Raw genomic sequence first — 19032 nt, forward strand, 5'->3', positions numbered from 1 at the left:
AACACGCGCTAGCGGTTCACAGCCCCGCGCATGTCCTTGAGCGAATTCATGGTTGCGACCCCGGCGGTCATGGTCTGTCCGGGAATCACCCTGGCGATGGCCGTGCCATCACCCTTTAAAAAAACAGGCCCGATCGACGCAGCCTTGCCGCGCGACCCGGCAGGCTTCGCCTGCGTAGGCAACTCGGTTATGGACGGCAGTGAAACGCCGTCCGTCACATATGCAGGAGACGCGCCAGCGAGCCGCCCGGCGAAAGTTTCCACGCATTGCATGTCAGGCACGTGCCCGTTGGATGAACGCCTTGATTTTCGCCGCATCCTTGATGCCCTTGCTGGCCTCGACGCCGCCACTCACATCCACCGCATAAGGACGCACCTGGCGTACGGCATCGCCGACATTTTCAGGCGTCAACCCACCGGCCAGAACCACGGGCTTTGCCGCATCCCGGGGCACCAGACTCCAGTCGAAGGCTTCGCCGGTGCCGCCCGGGGTGCCAGGAACATAGGTATCCAGCAGGATGCCGGCGGCATCGGGGTAACGGGCGATGGCCGCGGCCACGTCGTCGCCCGTCTTGACCCGCAGCGCCTTGATGAAGGGCCGGCCATGGCCGGCACAGTCTTCCGGACTCTCGTCGCCGTGGAACTGCAGCAGGTCCAGCGGCACCTCCGCCAGCAGCTGCTTAAGCTCAGCACGGGGCATATCGACGAAAAGCCCGACACTGGTCACGAAAGGCGGCAGCGCGGCGACTATCGCCTTGGCCTGGGCCGGCGTCACGGCGCGCGGGCTCTTGGCGTAGAACACCAGTCCTATGGCATCGGCCCCGGCAGCGACAGCGGCCAGGGCGTCCTCGATTCGGGTAATGCCGCAGATTTTGATGCGAACGGCTGACAAGATGCGGAAACCTGATGGGGAAAGTCCAAGGATGTTAGCAAAGGCCCGGCGCAGCGTCAGCCCGCCGAATCGGCCAGTCCGGAAAGAAAGTGCGGCCCCAGGTAGCGCTGGGGAAGCTCGAACTGTTCCGGGTATTCCACCCGCACCAGATAGAGCCCGTAAGGGTGCGCGGTCACCCCGCCCTCCCGACGGATTCGCCCCTCCAGCACCTGCCTGGCCCACTCCACCGATTGCTCGCCGGCGCCGATGGTCATCAGCACCCCGGCGATATTGCGCACCATGTGGTGGAGGAAGGCGTTGGCGCGGATATCGAGCACTATCATGCGGCCATGCTCGATCAGTTCGAGGTGATGCACCGTCTTGATCGGCGATTTCGCCTGGCACTGCCTGGCGCGGAAAGCACTGAAGTCGTGCATGCCGACCAGGCACCGGGCCGCCTCGCGCATGCGCTGGATATCCAGCGGGCGATGGTTCCAGGTCACCTCTTCGGCCATGTGCGCCGGGCGGATCTCGTCGTTGTAGATCACATAGCGATAACGCCGAGCCATGGCGCTGAAGCGAGCGTCGAAGGTCGTCGGCATTTCCTTGGCCCAAGTGACGCTGATATCTCCCGGCAGATTCATGTTCGCGCCCATGATCCAGGAATGCATGGAGCGCACTACCGGAGTATCGAAGTGCACCACCTGGCCGCTGGCATGCACCATGGCATCAGTGCGGCCGGCGCAGGATAGTGTCACGGGCGCGCCGCCCGCCACACGGCTCAGGGCCGTTTCGAGGGATTCCTGGATCGAGGGCACACCGGCGCGCTGGCGCTGGAAACCGCGGTAGCGAGAGCCTTTGTATTCGACGCCGAGGGCGATTCTGTAAATGCCAGCGGCAGCCGAGGCGGCTGCCGGAGAATCTATATCAATCAAGGACTTATAGCCTTTTCGTTTCCACAACGGCGCAAATTATACCGGGCTGGAGGCCTAGTGCCACGCGGGACCCGGTTTTAATTGCGGAAACGATTTTGAGGGCATTTCTGCCATGCGCCACTGCCCTTCCTTTTAATAGGAAGGCGCCTCCAATGGACGACCTTCCATCCCTCCTCGACGGGTTCATCATCGTGTCCTAGCCTGGGATACCGTGGCGAATCGCCGAAAGTCCTTTCAGATCAACACCTTGAGCATGAAACCAGCGCCCGCAATGGAGTCTAGAGGGGCGTCCAGGGCGCGAAACATCGCGTTATCCCACTCGCGACATTCCCCCAGCCCCTCCTTTCCCCAGTGATTGGTACAGAAAGTGGTACGAGCCAATCGCCCTACCCCAGCCAGCCGTCGCCGCCCATCGCTGGGCCTCCCTTGTCCTTACTTGCATCTCGATGCGTACAGGCTCCTTTAGCCCAGCGACCAACTTCGCCAAGCCAACGGTCATGCGAAGTGACGCCGGGGACCTACTGGCGAAGAATCAGCCATTGCCTCCTGTTAGACATGGCCTGTCAGGCACGTAGTCGTAGCGCGCTGCTTGCCGAAGAGCAGGGCATCTTCTGGATCTACGCGAATGACGCCGAGCGCTTTACACAGGTCGCCCTCGAAATACAGATGCTCCGATTTGAACCGGCCGTCAGGGCGATACACCCCCACAAATACAACCTCCACCACGCCAAAGAACAAGCCGACCATGACAGAGCAGGAACGATCCTGGCTGGCCTCGAAGGTATGTTCTTTTGCGTCCGGGTACCGGCCGATGAACTGCTGGTAGACGTAGCTGCGATCCATCCTTTCTCTCCTTGTCTGGCTCCATGTCCGACAAGCAACCAATAGACCACTTAATGTCATAGCGCCACTATGGCGAAGAAATCCCCTGTGCCTGAAGAGAACCAGAGCGCCAGCCTGGCGCCGGGGCTGCTGCACATGCGCCAGGGTTTCCTGGGCGTCGATGAACTAGTCCCGCTGGGTGATTGGTGCAGAACCATGAAGGCGGCCAAGGCCAGGTACAAGGCCGCGCTGAAGGCGAAGCAGGATCAGGAGCGCACCTGGCGCAAGGAGTGGGCGGCATGAAGAACGAATACGGCCTCGACGTCGACTACTTCACCAAGCCGTGCGCCAGGAAGTTCAATCCGGACATGATTCGGCGCCAGCCCCCGCAGGACCTGGCCAGCGCCCTTGCTCGGGCAGCGCGGACCACCTGCGCTGGCGTGCAGCGCGAAGAGGCGTTCGAGTGGGAGCGCCTGTACGCGCCCGGCCAGATCGTCGCCGGCGATGAAATCCGCATCCAGTTCAATGGCAAATCCATCACCGTGCACGTTGCCGAGGTCCTGAACCCTGGCAGCGACCGCGAGGAGGTCGTCTACAACCGGCGCAAGAACTTCTACTTCGTCACTTCCATGGCGATCGAGGGCAGCAGCCACGCCAAGCAGGAGCGCATTCGCATCAGGCCGCTGCAGCCTGAGTAGCGGACCTGTCACCCCTCCCCGGAAACCTATTACCCGTTTTCGGAAACTCTTTTCCGCCTATCCTGCGAGGGGATTGCCGACACCCAATTACTACTCCACGGGCGGCAGGAGATTTGGCTCCTTCTTTCGCCCCACCCGGACAAATACGGAGAGCCACACCCAAAGGAAGGCGCCCAGGAACTTTGCCGCATCAACGAGAAGGACCCGATCAAGAGCAAGAACGTCGTTGGTGAAACTCTGGAACGGGTGGTCGGCCAGATAGGAAGCCTCTATTCCCCAGATCAACACGACAGCCCACCCAACACCGGCCAGCCATAGCGCGATCCATAGCGACCGCTCAACAAACAACCTCTGGGCTTTGTTCATTGTGCAATCCCTTGCCTTCAACTCCGGATCAGCTTAGCCCCGAAAACCGAAACCACCCATGACCCGGACCTGGCCGAGGCCATCATGCAGCTTCAGTTCCGCGACATCCGGCCGAAAGCCGCCTCGGAAATCGTGAGCCTGGAGAACGCTTCCGACCTCCTGGGACACACCAAACAGGAAATCACCAAGCGGGTTTACCGGCGCATCGGTAAGGCGGTGAACCCCGTGAAATAGCCAAGGGGTTGCCGAAATGGCCGGAATAGTTGCGGAAATGGACGGGCTGGAAGTGGCGTATTCAACGCCTTACTGAAACGCCAGCGGCAGCCGAATTGGCTGCCGCTGCGGGTACTGCTTGAGTCATCTATCAGCTGAGACGTGCGATCAGTTCGCGCGCTTCCTGCTGTTGGGTGTCATTCCCCTCCGAGATCACCTCGTCGAGGATGTCGCGAGCGCCTTCCGTGTCGCCCATGTCGATATAGGCGCGAGCCAGGTCCAGTTTGGTCGCGGTTTCATCGGTGCCGGAAAGGAAGTCGAAGTCGTCCTCCTCATCCAGGCCCGGTGCCGGCACTTTGTCCTCCAGGACCGCGACCGGCTCTGGCGCCTGTTGCAGGCTGGCGGAGAGCTGGTCGAGCTCAGCACTGACCTCGTCGAGCTGAGCCGCGAAGCTGTCGTTGTCGGCCAGCGGCTCGGCAACCGATTCATCAGGCAGGGACAGGTCGAAGTCAGCCGGCAGGTCGAGCAGGCCGGAGATGGCCACCTCCGGTGCGGGAGCCGGTTCCCGGGGCGCCGTCGGCGCGTCGAAATCGTCGTCCAGGCTTAGCAGGAAGTCGTCCTCCTCGGCGGTAACCGGCTTGGCAGCGGGCTCCAGGTCGAGGCTGAAATCGGCGAGGTCATCGCTGAGCTCGAGGCTCTCGTTGCTGGTCGGCAACTCTTCGTCGCCACCGATATCCAGGTCGAACTCCAGGCCGTCCGCAGCCTTGGCCTGCTCGGCGAGCGCATCGAACTCCAGATCATCGAGGCTCAGCTCATTGGCCGGAGCTGCCGCGGGCTGGATCGCCGCCGGCTTCTCCTCCGCCAGCTCGATATCCAGGCTGGATTCCAGGTCGTCCAGGCTGAGATCGAACGCGTCGTCCAGATCCGCGCCCGGCGCAGCGCTGCTGGCGGCAGGAGCATCGTCCAGGGTCAGGTCATCGAGGCTGAAGCTGTCGAGGTCATCGGCCGCGGCCAGACCGGCGGCAGCGGTGGCGGCAACCGCAGCCACTGCGATGGCCGGATACCGGCCCTTCAGCTGCTCGATCTCGCTGGCAGCGCCGCCGATTTCGCGGAGCTCCCTTTCCTGACGGGCGAAACCATCGCGATCGCCCAGTTCGGCATAGACCTCCAGCAGTTTCAGGCGCAGGTCGCTGCGATGCGGCTCATCGTTGATGGCATTCTGCAGCAGCTCGCCGGCCTGGCTGAAGCGGCCGTAGGCGATATAGATGTCGGCTTCGCTGATCACATCACCAGTCTCGGCGGTGACGCGCTCTTCAGGTTTGTCCTGCGCCGCGTCCGGAGCCGAGGCTTCTGCGGTTTCCGCGGTTTCCAGCCCAAGGGCATCGAGGGCAGCGAAGCTGTCGTCCTTCAGGTCGAGGTCGCTGTCGAAGCCGTTCTCGTCATCGCGGGCGGCCAGGCTGTTCTGCAGCTCGGCTTCCTTCAGTGCATTGCGACGGGACAGCACCATCAGCAACACCAGCAGGGCCACCAGGGCGCTGCCGCCGGCCAGCATGAGAAGCATCGGGTTGGCCAGCACGTCGTCGATGATGCTGGACTTCGGCGGTTCGGCAACCGGGGCAGCCTGCGCCGGTTCGGCGGGCTGGGCAGGCGCCGCGGCAACGGGCGCCGCTGGGGCGGCCGCTTCAGGAGCCGGAGCAGGAGTACCGGACTCGGCCGGAGCAGCCGGTTGTGCCGGGGCAGCAGCAAGAGCGGCGGGCTGGGCAGGTGCCTCGGCAACGGACGCCTCGGGGGTGGCCGGCGCGGGAGTCGGAGCGGGCTGGACCGGATCCGCTGCGGGCTTGGCCTCCTCGGCGGAGGCGGCGGCCGGAGCTGCGGGGGCTTGCTTGCCCTGGGCGGCCATGTCCGCCTGGAGCTTGGCCAACTGGTCATCCTTGAGCTGGATCAGGCGCTGCAGCTTGTCCATCTGGCTCTGCAGATCGCCCATGCGACTCTTCAGCTCTTCGTTCTCGCGACGAGTGGAGTCCAGGCTTTCCTGGGTGACGGCCAGCTTGTCGCTGAGGGCTTTGCTTTCGCCATTAGCGCCCTTGTCACTGCCGCTGGAAGCCTTGCCGCTGGCAGCAGCTACCAAGCGCAGGCTGTCCTCGGTATCGACCTTCTCGGGCGCCTCACCGGCGCTGGCGCGCTTGGTAGCGTCCAGCTGGCGCTTGCCCTCCCCTGCCAGGCTGCGTCCTTCGCGCCAGGCGGTGTTCTGCACCGCGACCTGGCTCAGGGCTTCCGCCTGGCTGCGGCTGGCAATCTGTTGCTCATCGGGCAGGCGAAGAACCTGGCCACTCTTCAGGCGGTTGATGTTGCCGTCGACAAAGGCGTCCGGGTTCAGGTCCTGGATGGCCAGCATGGCCTGGTGCACCGAGCCGCTGGCGCGGGTGCGTTCAGCGATCTCCCACAGGGTATCGCGGGAGGTGGTGCGGTATTGGTCGGTCGGCGCTTTGGCCGCTGGCGCGGGAGCAGGGGCCGCGGGAGCGCTCGGACGCGGCGCGGCGGCGGGAGCCGAAGCTGCAGCGGGCGCACTGCGGACCGGCGCGGGCGCAACCGCCGCACGCGGTGCCGGAGTGGGAGCTGCGACCGGGATCTTCGGCGCGGCGGCTACCGCGGTTTGCGGCGAATAGAGCGGCGGATCCAGCAGCAGGGTGTATTCACGCAGCAGGCGGCCGTTGGGCCAGAGCACCTCGACGAGGAAATTCAGATAGGGTTCGCGGACCGGCTTGCTCGACGTCACCCGGATGACACTGCGGCCATTGGGCTTGAGGACCGGGGTGAACTTGAGGTCCGCCAGGAAGTACTGGCGATCGACCCCGGCCTTGGAGAACTCCTCGGCCGACGCCAGGCTCGGCTTGACCTCGGCCGATGCGAGATCGCGCACTTCGAGCAGCTCGATCTCCGCGACCAGAGGCTGGTTCAAGGAGGAGCGCAGGGTGACTTCCCCAAGCCCGAGCGCGTGGGCCATGCCCGAAGTCAGCGCGGATGCGGCCGCGATTGCCAGCACAAGTTTGCGAACCCGAACCATAGAGTGATTCCCTTGTTTTATCTTTTTTCCCGCTGCGCGAGAGGAGGGTCTTAAGTCGCTGCCTGCGCACGCCGAAACGGCGGCTCCCCATCAACGATAAGGCCAAGCCAGTATTGTCAAGCTAGAATAATTCTACAAATTTTCAGGTAAGTATCTTTGACAGATAGTGTTTTATCAATAACTCGGCAGACTGCACGGCATTGAGCGCAGCGCCTTTTCTTGCATTATCTGAAGCAATCCACAAATTGAGTTCACACGGGTCATCCAGCCCGCCGCGCACCCTGCCTACATATACCGAATCCTGCCCCACAGCGTCGCCGACAGCGGTCGGATAATCGCCCTCTTCCTCCACCAATTCGACACACGGCGCCTCGCGCAGGCGCTCGAAAACGGCGGCAAGGTCCACTGCCTTGTCCGCCACCAGGGAAACCGCCAGGCTGTCCCCGAAGAACACCGGCGCCAGGGCACAGGTGGCGGACACACGCAACCCGGGCTCACCGAGCAATTGCCTGATCTCGCTGGCCATGCGCCGCTCCAGGGCGATATGCCCCTGGGCATCGGGCGCACCGGCCTGGGCCAGGATGTTGAAGGCGATCTGCCGGTCGAAGAAACGCGGCTCCAGCGGCCTGGCGTTGAGCAGTTCGGCAGTCTGTCGGGCCAGTTCGGTGACCCCTTCGCGACCGCGGCTGGAGACCGCCAGGCTGGCCGTCACACTGAGGCGCTGCGCCGTGAACAGGTCCTTCAGGGGCGCAAGCACACAGGCCAAGGCCACGGCGGAGGCGCTGGGACTGGTCAGCTGATAGGGCGCCGCCAGACCTTCCAGCAACTGCGGGTTGGCTTCCGGCACCAGACTTGGCGCCGCTGCGGCATCCAGGGCCCCGGAAAGGTCGATCAGCGAACAGCCCGCGGTGGTTGCCCGAGCAGCGAAGCTGCGGGTCACGGCCTCGCCGGCGGCGAAGAAGACCAGGCGCACCTGGGAAAAGTCGAAGTCGGCCACATCGCGCACGCGCAGGTTGCGCCCCTTGAAGGGCAACGAGGCGCCGGCGGACTCGCCACTGGCGAGAAGATGAAGGGTGCCGACCGGGAATTCCCGCTCCTCGAGGAGCTGGACGAGGGTTTCGCCAACGGTGCCGGTGGCGCCGATCACGGCGATGTCGAGGGACTGGCTCATGGGAGGACTACTTCTGGCGATGCGGGGAGCGGCACTTTAACCGCCCCCCCGCACGCAGGCAATCGAGGGTCAGGGGACGCCGACGAGCCTCATCGACGCCCCGCGAATCATCAACGCTCCAGCAGGATACGCAGCATCCGGCGCAGCGGCTCGGCGGCACCCCAGAGGAGCTGGTCACCGACGGTGAAGGCACCGAGGTACTGCGAACCCATGTTGAGCTTGCGCAGACGGCCAACCGGAACGCTGAGGGTGCCGGTCACGGCAGTCGGGGTCAGCTCGCGCATGCTGATCTCGCGCTGGTTCGGCACCAGCTTAACCCAGGGGTTGTGCTGGCTGATCATGCCTTCGATGTCGGCGATCGGCACATCCTTGTTCAGCTTGATGGTCAGCGCCTGACTGTGGCAGCGCATGGCGCCGATGCGCACGCAGATGCCGTCCACCGGGATCGGGCTCTTGAAACGACCGAGGATCTTGTTGGTCTCGGCCTGGCCTTTCCACTCTTCACGGCTCTGGCCGTTGGGCAGTTCCTTGTCGATCCAGGGGATCAGGCTGCCCGCCAGGGGCACACCGAAGTTCTCGGTGGGGAAGTCTTCGCCGCGCATGGCTTCGGCCACCTTGCGGTCGATGTCGAGGATGGCGCTGGCCGGATTGGCCAGGTCATCGGCGACCGCCGCATGGGTCGCGCCCATCTGCTTGATCAGCTCACGCATGTTCTGCGCGCCGGCGCCGGAGGCTGCCTGGTAGGTCATGGCGCTCATCCACTCCACCAGACCGGCTTCGAACAGGCCGCCCAGGGCCATCAGCATCAGGCTGACGGTGCAGTTGCCGCCGATGTAGTTCTTGGTGCCCGCGTCCAGCTGCTGGTCGATGACCTTGCGGTTGACCGGGTCGAGGACGATGACCGCGTCATCCTGCATGCGCAGGCTGGAGGCGGCGTCGATCCAGTAACCCTGCCAGCCGGCTTCGCGCAGTTTGGGGAACACCTCGTTGGTGTAGTCGCCACCCTGGCAGGTCAGGATCACATCGAGGCTCTTCAGCTCGTCGATGCTGTAGGCGTCCTTCAGCGGGGCAATGTCCTTGCCGACCGCGGGGCCCTGGCCACCGACATTGGAAGTGGTGAAGAACACCGGCTCGATCAGGTCGAAATCCCGCTCTTCCAGCATTCGCTGCATGAGCACGGAACCCACCATGCCGCGCCAACCGATCAGACCTACACGCTTCATGACAACTACACCTTTCTTGAAAAAGTGGGCCGCTGGTTTTCCAGCGAGCCCGACAGATTACAGATTCCGCAGTGCGGCGACCACTGCATCGCCCATCTCACGGGTACCGACCTTGGTCGCACCGGCGGAGTAGATATCGCCGGTCCGCAGCCCCTGGTCCAGGACCAGGCTGACGGCCTTCTCGATGGCGTCGGCGGCAGCGGTCTGGTTGAAGCTGTAACGCAGCATCATCGATACCGAGAGTATGGTCGCCAATGGGTTGGCGATGCCCTGTCCGGCGATGTCCGGCGCCGAGCCGTGGCAGGGTTCGTACATGCCCTTGTTGTTCGAATCCAGCGAGGCAGATGGCAGCATGCCGATGGAACCGGTGAGCATGGAAGCCTCATCCGACAGGATGTCGCCGAACATGTTGTCGGTGACCATTACATCGAACTGCTTGGGCGCGCGCACCAGCTGCATGGCGGCGTTGTCGACATACATGTGGCTGAGTTCGATGTCAGGGTAATCCTTGGCCACCTCCTCCACCACTTCGCGCCACAGCTGGCTGGAGGCCAGGACGTTGGCCTTGTCCACCGAGCAGAGCTTCTTACCGCGCACACGCGCCATATCGAAACCGACCCGAGCGATGCGACGGATTTCGCTCTCGCTGTACGGAAGGGTGTCGTAGGCCTGGCGCTCGCCGTTTTCCAGTACGCGCTGCTCACGGGGCTGGCCGAAGTAGATGCCACCGGTCAGTTCGCGGACGATGAGGATATCCAGGCCGGCGACCACTTCCGGCTTGAGGCTGGAAGCCTCGGCCAGTTGCGGATAGAGGATGGCCGGACGCAGGTTGGCGAACAGGCCCAGTTGCGAACGGATCTTCAGCAGGCCGCGCTCCGGACGGATGTCACGCTCGATCTTGTCCCACTTCGGCCCACCCACGGCGCCCAGCAGCACGGCGTCAGCCTTGCGCGCACGCTCCAGGGTCTCGTCGGCCAGGGGCACACCGTGCTTGTCGATGGCGGCGCCGCCGATGACGTCTTCGGTCAGTTCGAGGCCGAGCTGGAACTTGTCGTTGGCCAGCTCCAGAACCTTGACCGCTTCGGCCATGATTTCCGGGCCGATGCCGTCGCCGGGGAGAACCAGAATCTGTTTGCTCATGCTTTCCTCATCCATTAATAGGCGCCGCAGCGCCGTCAATTCTCAGCGTTCGGCCCACAGCACCAGCACATCGGTACTGAAGGAGCCATCCGCGGCAATTTCGAAATACTCGCGAACCTCCTCGCCCACCGCGCCCTGCAAGGCGAGGATGGCATCGCGGAAGACCGCCGGGGTGCGCATGCGCTCGATCCAGGAGGCGAACTCCAGGCGCAGGCGCTGACGCGTGTGCCCCGTGACGAACAGCCCTGCCTCGCTGACCTGCTGCAACCACTCGGCCGCGGAATAATCGCGCACATGGCTGGTATCGCGCAGCACTTCCACCGTTTGCAGGTGGGTGTCGAGCAACGGGCTGCCGGGCGAGGCGACGTCGATGAAGGCCACCACGCCGCCGGGTTTCAGAACCCGGCGCACTTCGCGCAGGGCGAGGCCGAGGTCGCTCCAGTGGTGCGCCGAATAGCGGCTGAAGACGAAATCGAAGCTGGCATCGGCAAAAGGCAAGCGCTCGGCCGCACCGCGCTCGGTGCGCACATTGCCCAGACCACGCTGGGCAGCGGCGCTGGCGACGACCTCGAGCATCTGCTCGGACAGGTCGTACGCCACCACCTCTCCCACCAGCGGCGCGACGTGGAAGCTGACATGTCCGGCGCCGCAGCCGAGGTCGAGCACGCGCGCGTCGCCACGTCCGTCGACCGCCGCCTGCAGCAGCGAGAACTCCACGCCCTGGGCATGCACCGCACTACTCAGGTAGGCATTGGCCTGCTCGCCGAACTGGCGCTGGACCACCTGATCATGGGCTTTGTCGCTCATTGCATTCTCCACCGGGCGCACTCAGGCGTCCCGGAACAACCAGGGTTGGCGCTGCCGATAGCCGGCCTCGAACGCTTTGATCGCGTCGGCGTCCTGCAGGGTCAGGCCGATGTCATCCAGGCCATTGAGCAGGCAGTGCTTGCGGAAGGCATCCACCTCGAAGCCGTACTGCTTGCCGTCCGGACGGGTCACGGTCTGCGCCGCCAGGTCGACGGTGAGCTGGTAGCCCTCGCTGGCTTCCACCTGCTGGAACAGCTCATCGACTTCTTCTTCCTTCAGGATGATCGGCAGCAGGCCATTCTTGAAGCTGTTGTTGAAGAAGATGTCGGCATAGCTCGGCGCGATAATCGCGCGGAAGCCGTACTCGTCCAGCGCCCAGGGCGCGTGCTCGCGGCTGGAGCCGCAACCGAAGTTCTCGCGGGCCAGGAGCACGCTGGCGCCCTGGTAACGCGGGAAGTTCAGGACGAAGTCCTTGTTCACCGGGCGCTTGGAGTTGTCCTGGTTCGGCTGGCCGACATCCAGGTAGCGCCACTCGTCGAACAGGTTGGGGCCGAAGCCCGTGCGCTTGATCGACTTGAGGAACTGTTTGGGAATGATCTGATCGGTGTCGACGTTGGCGCGATCCAGCGGAGCGACGAGACCGGTGTGTTGGGTAAAGGCTTTCATCTCGACTCTCCTTACTTGAGCAACTCGCGAACATCGACGAAACGGCCAGTCACCGCGGCAGCGGCGGCCATGGCCGGGCTGACCAGGTGGGTACGGCCACCGGCGCCCTGGCGTCCCTCGAAGTTGCGGTTGGAGGTGGACGCGCAATGCTCGCCGCTCTCCAGGCGGTCCGGGTTCATCGCCAGGCACATGGAGCAGCCCGGCTCACGCCATTCGAAGCCCGCCTCGATGAAGATCTTGTCCAGGCCTTCCTGTTCGGCCTGCTGCTTGACCAGGCCCGAGCCCGGCACCACCAGCGCCTGCTTGACGGTGGCGGCGACCTTGCGGCCCTTGGCAACGACGGCAGCGGCGCGCAGGTCTTCGATGCGCGAGTTGGTGCAGGAGCCGATGAACACGCGATCCAGCTGGATATCGGTGATCGCCTGGTTGGCGGTGAGCCCCATGTACTTGAGGGCGCGCTCGATGGAGCCGCGCTTGACCGGGTCGGCTTCGGCGGCCGGGTCCGGCACGCGCTGGTCGACCGGCAGCACCATCTCCGGCGAGGTGCCCCAGCTGACCTGGGGAATGATGTCGTCGGCACGCAACTCGACCACGGTATCGAAATGCGCGTCGGCATCGGACACCAGGTCGCGCCAGGCGGCCACGGCCTTGTCCCAGTCGGCGCCCTTCGGCGCGAAGGGGCGGCCTTCGACATAGGCGATGGTCTTCTCGTCCACGGCCACCAGGCCGACGCGGGCACCGGCTTCGATGGACATGTTGCAGATGGTCATGCGGCCTTCGACGGAAAGGTCGCGAATCGCGCTGCCGGCGAATTCCAGGGCATGGCCGTTGCCGCCCGCGGTACCGATCTTGCCGATCACGGCGAGGACGATGTCCTTGGCAGTGACGCCGGCGGGCAGCTTGCCCTCGACGCGCACCTGCATGTTTTTCATCTTTTTCGCCACCAGGCACTGGGTGGCCAGCACATGCTCGACCTCGGAGGTGCCGATGCCGTGGGCCAGGGCCCCGAAGGCGCCGTGGGTGGAGGTGTGGGAGTCGCCGCAGACCACGGTCATGCCCGGCAGGGTGGCGCCCTGCTCCGGGCCCACCACGTGGACGATGCCCTGGCGCACGTCGTTCATCTTGAATTCGAGGATGCCGAAGTCATCGCAATTCTCGTCCAGGGTCTTGACCTGGATGCGCGACACTTCGTCGGCGATGGCTTCGAGGCCACCCTGGCGCTCGGCGCGGGTGGTCGGCACGTTGTGGTCCGGGGTGGCGATGTTGGCGTCGATGCGCCAGGGTTTGCGGCCGGCCAGACGCAGCCCTTCGAAGGCCTGCGGCGAGGTCACTTCGTGGAGGATGTGGCGGTCGATGTAGATCAGCGACGAGCCATCGTCGCGGCGCTTCACCTCGTGAGCATCCCAGAGCTTGTCGTAGAGCGTCTTGCCGGCCATCGTCAGGTCCTCATCAGCTTGTTTCTGTGCGCAGGGGTCGAAAGCCCCTTTTGCTTGTGGGGACGATCCTAGGGGCTTGCATCGAATAACTCAAATTCATATTTTTTATCCAAAGGATTCCATTCTGGAATAGAAATAAGTTACAACCTTCAAGCCGCGAGCAAACCTCCGTACAGACCCGCTTGCGACTTGAAAATCTGCCGCCTGGAGCTCAAGAAATTGGATCTCGCCAGCCTCAATGCCTTCATTGCCATCGCCGAGACCGGCAGCTTTTCCGAAGCCGGCGAACGCCTGCACCTGACCCAGCCCGCGGTGAGCAAGCGCATCGCATCCCTGGAGCAGCAACTCAGCGTGCGCCTGTTCGACCGGCTCGGCCGCGAAGTGAGTCTGACCGAAGCCGGACGCGCCCTGCTGCCACGTGCCTACCAGATCCTCAATGTGCTGGACGACACCCGTCGCGCCCTGAGCAACCTGTCCGGCGACATCAGCGGCCGCCTGACCCTGGCCACCAGCCACCACATCGGCCTGCATCGCCTGCCGCCACTGCTGCGCGCCTTCACCCGCGCGTACCCGCAGGTGGCCCTGGACATCCAGTTCCTCGACTCGGAGGTGGCCTACGAGGAGATCCTCCATGGCCGCGTCGAGCTGGCGGTGATCACCCTGGCTCCGGAAACCGCGCTGCCGGTGCAGGCGGTGCCGGTATGGAACGACCCGCTGGACTTCGTCGCCGCGCCCGAGCATCCCTTGGCCCGCGACAAGACCATCTTCCTTCCCGACGTGGCGCGACATCCGGCGGTGTTCCCCGGCGGCAATACCTTCACCCATCACATCGTCCGCCGCCTGTTCGAGGCCGAGGGCCTGACGCCGAACATCGCCATGAGTACCAACTACATGGAGACGATCAAGATGATGGTCTCCATCGGCATCGCCTGGAGTGTGCTGCCGCGCACCATGCTCGACGACTCGGTGGTGCGCCTGCCGCTGCAGGATATCCAGCTGAGCCGCCAGCTCGGCTACATCCTGCATACCGAGCGCACCCTGTCCAATGCCGCCAAGGCCTTCATGGCCCTGCTCGACGCCCAGCGCGACGACCTTGCGTACCTGTGACGGCAAGGGCTAAGTTGAGCCGCACAGCATAAGAACAGGGTCGGAAGGCGAATTGCCAAGCGCGCCGGTCACCGACCCGTATATCTGCCCTACCGCCGGAAAGGGGCGCGCATGCGCAAAGCCAGTGACCCGAATCCCCCGCTTCCCCATATTCCAGCCCTCGACCCCGTCGCCTTCGAGCAATCCTGGCAAGACGCCCACAGCCTGCTGGCCGCGCTGAATGGCGCACAGCTGGGCGCCTGGTCCTGGGATATCGACACCGGCCGGGTCACCTGGTCCCGCGGCGCCCAGGCACTATTCGGCCTCGACCCGCACCGGCCGCTGAGCGAGCCGGTGGACTACATCCAGCTGATTCCCGAAGACGACCGCGGCGAGGTGCTGCGCCTGTTCCGCGAAGTCCTCGCCGGGCGCCAGGCCGAGCGCGCCATGCGCCACCGTATCCGCTGGCCCGATGGCAGCCTGCGCTGGCTGGAGATCAGCGGCAGCCTGCAGCCGGAGGCCGAAGGGCGGCGACGGATGATCGGCGTGATCCGCGACGTCACCCTGCAGCAGCAACGTGCCCAGGACCTGATCAGCTCGCAGCAGCGCTATTCCAGCCTGTTCCACCTGAGCCCGGACGTGGTGCTGCTGGTCCGCCTGACCGACAGTCTGATAGTCGAGGCCAACCAGCATTTCGAAGACGTGCTCGGCTGGCCGGCGGCCGAGACCATCGGCCATACCACCCTCGAACTGGGTATCTGGGTCGACCTGGAACAGCGCGAATGGCTGCACCACCATACCCGTGGCAATAGCGCGCCAGTGTCCCAGGAGGTCAAGCTGCGCACCCGCGCCGGCGGAATCCTCTACGGCGTGCTGTCGAGTCAGTACATCGAGCTGGAAGGCCAGCCCTACCTGATCAGCACCTTCCTCGACACCACCGAGCGCAAGCGCGCCGAGAACGCCCTGCGCAAGAGCGAGGAGAAGTTCGCCAAGGCCTTCCGTAGCACGCCCGAGGCGGTGGTGATCACCGATCGCACCAGCGGCCGCTTCATCGAGATCAACGCCGGCTTCGAGCGCCAGTTCGGCTGGAGCAAGGACGAGACCATCGGCCGCAGCTCCCTGGACCTGGGTATCTGGGAAGACCCAAGGCAGCGCCAGGCGATGCTCGACACCCTGCAGCAGGACGGCAGCCTCAGCGAGCTGGAAGTCAACTTGCGCTACCGTGACGGCACCCGCGGCACCTGCCTGCTCTACGGCGAGGAGATCGAGCTGGATGGCAACGCCTGCCTGGTACTGACCGCCCGCGACATTACCCGCCAGCGCGCCCAGGAGCAGGCCCTGAAGGAAAGCCAGGAACGCCTCAACCTGGCGCTGGAATCCGCCGACCTCGGCACCTGGGATTGGCATATCGCCAATGGCACCCTCTACGGCTCCGCCCGCGCCTCGGCCCTGCACGGCCTGGCCAAGGAGCCCTTCGAAGGCGAATTCCGCGACTTCTTCGTCTGCGTGCCGGAGGATGACCGCCAGAGCATGCGCCGGGCCTACCAGGAACTGCTGGAGGGGCGCGATAGCGAGTACCAGGTGACCTATCGCACGCGCTTCGCCAACGGCGAGGTTCACTACCTGGAAAGCACCGCCAGGCTCTATCGCGACGAGTCGGGCCGGCCGCTGCGGATGACCGGCATCCTCATGGATATCAGCGAACGGGTGCGCCGCGAGCAGCGCCTGGCGGCCTCGGAGGAGAAGTTCGTCACCCTGTTCCAGGCCAGCCCCGACCCCATCTGCGTCTCGCGTATCCGCGACGGCGTGTTCATCGAGATCAACCCCAGCTTCAGCGAAGTGTTCGGCTGGCAGCCGGAGCAGATCGTCGGTCGCAGCGCCCCGGAGGTGAATTTCTGGGCCGAGCCCGGCCAGCGCTTGCGGCTGTTCGGCGAGCTGCTGCGCGACCAGTGCCTGGACAACGTCGAGGCGCGCTTCCTGACCCGTGACGGCCGCCTGCTGACCTGCGTGGTGTCCAGCCGCTTCATCCGCGTCGAGCGCCAGCTCTGCATCACCACCACGTTCCGTGACATCACTGCGCGCCAGCAGGCCGAGGCGGCGCTCAAGGCCAGCCAGGAGAAGTTCGCCAAGGCGTTCCACTCCAGCCCCGACGCCATCACCATCACCGAGCGCGACACCGGCCGCTACATCGAAGTCAACGACGGCTTCTGCCGCTTAACCGGTTACCGCCCGGAGGATGTGCTGGGTCGCACCGCCGGCGAGATGAACATCTGGGCCAGGCCCACGGAGCGCGACCACCTGATCGAGCTCATCACGCGCAACGGTCGCGTGCACCACCTGGAGATGCTCGGCCAGCATCGCGACGGCAGCCAGAAGGCGGTGGAAGTCTCGGTCGAGCAGATCGAGCTGGACGGCACCCCCTGCCTGCTGCTTACCGCCCGCGACATCAGCGCCCTGAAGGACGCCCAGGCGCAAATCCAGCACCTGGCCTACCACGACCCGCTGACCAACCTGCCCAACCGCGCACTGCTGACCGATCGCCTGACCCAGCAGATCGCCCTGTTGCAGCGCCACGACATGCGCGGCGCCCTGCTCTTCCTCGACCTCGACCACTTCAAGCACATCAACGACTCCCTCGGTCACCCCCTGGGCGATGCGGTGCTGAAGATGGTCACCGCCCGCCTCGAAGCCAGCGTGCGGCTGGAGGACACGGTGGCGCGCCTGGGTGGCGACGAGTTCGTGGTGCTGCTCACCGGCCTGGAGGGCAAGCGTTCGGAGGTCACCCGCCAGGTGCGCATGATCGCCGACAAGCTGCGCAAGCTGCTGGCCGAACCCATGCTGCTGGAGGGTCACCGCCTGCAAGTCACCCCGAGCATCGGCATCGCTCTGATCCCGGACCACGGTGCCAGCCCGGCGGACCTGCTCAAGCGCGCCGACATCGCCCTGTACCGGGCCAAGGATTCCGGCCGCAACGCCATCCAGATGTTCCGCAGCACCATGCAGGATGCCGCCAGCGAACGCCTGCGGCTGGAGAACGACCTGCGCATGGCCCTGGCCCGCGGCGAGTTCGAACTGCACTTCCAGCCCCAGGTGGATGCCCGCAACAACCGGGTGATAGGCGCCGAAGCCCTGCTCCGCTGGCAGCACCCCACCCTGGGCCCGCAGTCGCCCGGGCAGTTCATCCAGGTACTGGAAGAAAGCGGGCTGATCCTCGATGTCGGCGCCTGGGTGCTGGCCGAGGCGTGCCATGTCTGCGAACAGCTGGTCGCCGAGGGTCTGGCCGAGGCCAGGGGCTTCAGCCTGTGCGTGAACATCAGCCCGCGACAGTTCCGCCAGAGCGACTTCGTCGAACGGGTCGAGCGCAGCCTGCAGAGTAGTCGCCTACCGGCGCAGATGCTGAAGCTGGAAATCACCGAAGGTATCGTCATCCAGAACCTCGACGACACCATCGGCAAGATGCGCCGGTTGAAAAAGCTGGGCCTGAGCTTCGCCATGGACGACTTCGGCACCGGCTATTCGTCTCTCACCTATCTCAAGCGCCTGCCGGTGGACGCCCTGAAGATCGACCAGTCCTTCGTCCGCGACGCCACCCAGGACCCCAACGATGCGGAAATCATCCGCGCCATCGTGGCCATGGCCCGCAGCCTGGGCCTGGAGATGATCGCCGAGGGCGTGGAGCGCGATGAACAGCTGGCCTTCCTCGAACAACAGGGCTGCCACCTCTACCAGGGCTACCTCTACAGCAAGCCGCTGCCCCTGGCCGAGTTCCGCGCCCTGTTGGCCCACAGCCGGCAACGGCCGACGCCGGTCTGAGGCCAGGTCTTGGCACCCGCCCATGAAAAAGGGCGCCCGCAGGCGCCCTCTTCCTTTCTCAGTGGATGACCATCAGCTTTCCAGCACGGCGCGATGCCCGTTGATCGGGATGCGCTTGGCCTTGGCTTCTTCCGGTACCACACGCATCAGGTCAATGTTCAGCAGGCCGTTCTGCAGCGCGGCGCCCTTGACCTCGATATGGTCGGCCAGGCGGAACGACAGCTTGAACGCACGCTGGGCGATGCCGTGGTGCAGGAAGGTGACTGCGGAGTCGTCGGTCTTCTCGCGCTTGCCGCCGCTGACCGCCAGCACGCCACGCTCTACCTGGAGTTCCAGGTCTTCTTCCTGGAAGCCGGCCACGGCGATGACGATGCGGTACTGGTCGTCTCCGTGTTTCTCGACGTTGTAGGGCGGGTAGGTGCTGCCGCCTTCATTGCGCAGGGCCGATTCGAACAGATCGTTGAAGCGGTCGAAGCCCACGGAATGACGGAACAGGGGGGCGAGGGAAAATGCAGTGCTCATGGTTATCTCCTGAATAATCAGCAAGTGTTTCAATGGCGGGACCCGGCTTCGGCATCCCGCATTACCTTAGATAGGGACGCTCGAAATCATTTCAAGTCCCAAGAACCTGTTCAGATCTCGCGAGCTAGAGAAGAACAGGCGAAACGACCAACAGGAGTAACAGCCGCAGGCTGGCCCGCAGGGCGAGCGAAGCGAGTCAA

The 19032-nt window shown here is 64.6% G+C and carries 17 protein-coding genes and 1 pseudogene; 5 read left to right on the plus strand and 13 right to left on the minus strand.

The window, feature by feature from the left end; all coding sequences use genetic code 11:
• Positions 1-8: 8 nt before the first annotated feature.
• From E8F12_RS26080 to E8F12_RS26095, 4 genes are all read right to left on the minus strand, one after another.
• The gene (locus E8F12_RS26080; RefSeq protein WP_280328120.1) at positions 9-272 is read right to left on the minus strand and encodes a hypothetical protein; all 264 of its coding nucleotides are present in this window, start codon (positions 270-272) and stop codon (positions 9-11) included.
• Between the two features lies 1 nt (position 273).
• Positions 274-891, minus strand: a complete 618-nt coding sequence (locus E8F12_RS26085) for a phosphoribosylanthranilate isomerase (protein WP_280328121.1) — start codon at positions 889-891, stop codon at positions 274-276.
• Positions 892-947: 56 nt separating this feature from the next.
• Positions 948-1805, minus strand: a complete 858-nt coding sequence (gene truA, locus E8F12_RS26090) for a tRNA pseudouridine(38-40) synthase TruA (RefSeq protein ID WP_280328122.1) — start codon at positions 1803-1805, stop codon at positions 948-950.
• A gap of 549 nt (positions 1806-2354) precedes the next feature.
• Complete coding sequence (locus tag E8F12_RS26095; RefSeq protein ID WP_280328123.1) at positions 2355-2648, minus strand: hypothetical protein; 294 nt, start codon at positions 2646-2648, stop codon at positions 2355-2357.
• A gap of 87 nt (positions 2649-2735) precedes the next feature.
• Here E8F12_RS26095 and E8F12_RS26100 point away from each other — a divergent pair, with 87 nt between their 5' ends.
• Positions 2736-2930 carry a hypothetical protein gene (locus tag E8F12_RS26100; protein ID WP_280328124.1) on the plus strand — a complete coding sequence of 65 codons (195 nt, stop codon included), beginning with the start codon at positions 2736-2738 and terminating at the stop codon, positions 2928-2930.
• Entirely contained in the window at positions 2927-3325 is a 399-nt protein-coding gene (locus E8F12_RS26105; protein WP_280328125.1) for a hypothetical protein, read from the plus strand. The genes E8F12_RS26100 and E8F12_RS26105 overlap by 4 nt, the downstream gene beginning before the upstream one ends.
• Positions 3326-3415: 90 nt before the next feature.
• Here the strand turns inward: E8F12_RS26105 and E8F12_RS26110 are convergent, their stop codons facing one another.
• Positions 3416-3691 carry a hypothetical protein gene (locus tag E8F12_RS26110; RefSeq protein ID WP_280328126.1) on the minus strand — a complete coding sequence of 92 codons (276 nt, stop codon included), beginning with the start codon at positions 3689-3691 and terminating at the stop codon, positions 3416-3418.
• A gap of 60 nt (positions 3692-3751) precedes the next feature.
• Here E8F12_RS26110 and E8F12_RS26115 point away from each other — a divergent pair.
• A pseudogene (locus E8F12_RS26115) lies at positions 3752-3925 on the plus strand (integrase); the annotation flags it as partial.
• A 130-nt stretch (positions 3926-4055) separates the two neighbouring features.
• Here the strand turns inward: E8F12_RS26115 and E8F12_RS26120 are convergent.
• From E8F12_RS26120 to leuC, 7 genes are all read right to left on the minus strand, one after another.
• Positions 4056-6968, minus strand: a complete 2913-nt coding sequence (locus E8F12_RS26120) for a FimV/HubP family polar landmark protein (protein ID WP_280328127.1) — start codon at positions 6966-6968, stop codon at positions 4056-4058.
• Positions 6969-7110: 142 nt separating this feature from the next.
• Positions 7111-8139 carry an aspartate-semialdehyde dehydrogenase gene (locus E8F12_RS26125; RefSeq protein ID WP_280328128.1) on the minus strand — a complete coding sequence of 343 codons (1029 nt, stop codon included), beginning with the start codon at positions 8137-8139 and terminating at the stop codon, positions 7111-7113.
• Between the two features lie 110 nt (positions 8140-8249).
• Positions 8250-9362, minus strand: a complete 1113-nt coding sequence (gene asd / locus E8F12_RS26130) for an aspartate-semialdehyde dehydrogenase (protein WP_280289043.1) — start codon at positions 9360-9362, stop codon at positions 8250-8252.
• 57 nt (positions 9363-9419) lie between these two features.
• On the minus strand, positions 9420-10502 hold the full coding sequence (gene leuB / locus E8F12_RS26135; protein ID WP_280328129.1) for a 3-isopropylmalate dehydrogenase: 1083 nt from the start codon (positions 10500-10502) through the stop codon (positions 9420-9422).
• 42 nt (positions 10503-10544) lie between these two features.
• Complete coding sequence (locus E8F12_RS26140) at positions 10545-11309, minus strand: class I SAM-dependent methyltransferase (RefSeq protein WP_280328130.1); 765 nt, start codon at positions 11307-11309, stop codon at positions 10545-10547.
• A gap of 21 nt (positions 11310-11330) precedes the next feature.
• A complete protein-coding gene (gene leuD / locus E8F12_RS26145; protein WP_280328131.1) occupies positions 11331-11975 on the minus strand; it encodes a 3-isopropylmalate dehydratase small subunit in 645 nt (214 codons plus the stop codon).
• A gap of 11 nt (positions 11976-11986) precedes the next feature.
• On the minus strand, positions 11987-13411 hold the full coding sequence (gene leuC, locus E8F12_RS26150) for a 3-isopropylmalate dehydratase large subunit (RefSeq protein WP_280328132.1): 1425 nt from the start codon (positions 13409-13411) through the stop codon (positions 11987-11989).
• 219 nt (positions 13412-13630) lie between these two features.
• Between leuC and E8F12_RS26155 the strand changes: the two genes are divergently transcribed.
• Both E8F12_RS26155 and E8F12_RS26160 read left to right on the plus strand, forming a co-directional pair.
• Positions 13631-14518 carry a LysR family transcriptional regulator gene (locus tag E8F12_RS26155; RefSeq protein WP_280328133.1) on the plus strand — a complete coding sequence of 296 codons (888 nt, stop codon included), beginning with the start codon at positions 13631-13633 and terminating at the stop codon, positions 14516-14518.
• Between the two features lie 111 nt (positions 14519-14629).
• A complete protein-coding gene (locus E8F12_RS26160; protein WP_280328134.1) occupies positions 14630-18310 on the plus strand; it encodes a PAS domain S-box protein in 3681 nt (1226 codons plus the stop codon).
• 72 nt (positions 18311-18382) lie between these two features.
• Here the strand turns inward: E8F12_RS26160 and E8F12_RS26165 are convergent, their stop codons facing one another.
• Entirely contained in the window at positions 18383-18832 is a 450-nt protein-coding gene (locus E8F12_RS26165) for an Hsp20 family protein (RefSeq protein WP_280328135.1), read from the minus strand.
• Positions 18833-19032: the final 200 nt, after the last annotated feature.

The organism is Pseudomonas sp. BN102 (assembly GCF_029871245.1).
In the GTDB taxonomy this organism is placed as follows: domain Bacteria; phylum Pseudomonadota; class Gammaproteobacteria; order Pseudomonadales; family Pseudomonadaceae; genus Metapseudomonas.

What these genes read in the sequence shown, in the direction of transcription:
- E8F12_RS26080 (WP_280328120.1), bottom strand. Translation starts at nt 272, where the DNA reads ATGCAATGCGTGGAAACTTTCGCCGGGCGGCTCGCTGGCGCGTCTCCT.
- E8F12_RS26095 (WP_280328123.1), bottom strand. Translation starts at nt 2,648, where the DNA reads ATGGATCGCAGCTACGTCTACCAGCAGTTCATCGGCCGGTACCCGGAC.
- E8F12_RS26105 (WP_280328125.1), top strand. Translation starts at nt 2,927, where the DNA reads ATGAAGAACGAATACGGCCTCGACGTCGACTACTTCACCAAGCCGTGC.
- E8F12_RS26110 (WP_280328126.1), bottom strand. Translation starts at nt 3,691, where the DNA reads ATGAACAAAGCCCAGAGGTTGTTTGTTGAGCGGTCGCTATGGATCGCG.
- E8F12_RS26120 (WP_280328127.1), bottom strand. Translation starts at nt 6,968, where the DNA reads ATGGTTCGGGTTCGCAAACTTGTGCTGGCAATCGCGGCCGCATCCGCG.
- E8F12_RS26125 (WP_280328128.1), bottom strand. Translation starts at nt 8,139, where the DNA reads ATGAGCCAGTCCCTCGACATCGCCGTGATCGGCGCCACCGGCACCGTT.
- asd (WP_280289043.1), bottom strand. Translation starts at nt 9,362, where the DNA reads ATGAAGCGTGTAGGTCTGATCGGTTGGCGCGGCATGGTGGGTTCCGTG.
- leuB (WP_280328129.1), bottom strand. Translation starts at nt 10,502, where the DNA reads ATGAGCAAACAGATTCTGGTTCTCCCCGGCGACGGCATCGGCCCGGAA.
- E8F12_RS26140 (WP_280328130.1), bottom strand. Translation starts at nt 11,309, where the DNA reads ATGAGCGACAAAGCCCATGATCAGGTGGTCCAGCGCCAGTTCGGCGAG.
- leuD (WP_280328131.1), bottom strand. Translation starts at nt 11,975, where the DNA reads ATGAAAGCCTTTACCCAACACACCGGTCTCGTCGCTCCGCTGGATCGC.
- leuC (WP_280328132.1), bottom strand. Translation starts at nt 13,411, where the DNA reads ATGGCCGGCAAGACGCTCTACGACAAGCTCTGGGATGCTCACGAGGTG.
- E8F12_RS26160 (WP_280328134.1), top strand. Translation starts at nt 14,630, where the DNA reads ATGCGCAAAGCCAGTGACCCGAATCCCCCGCTTCCCCATATTCCAGCC.
- E8F12_RS26165 (WP_280328135.1), bottom strand. Translation starts at nt 18,832, where the DNA reads ATGAGCACTGCATTTTCCCTCGCCCCCCTGTTCCGTCATTCCGTGGGC.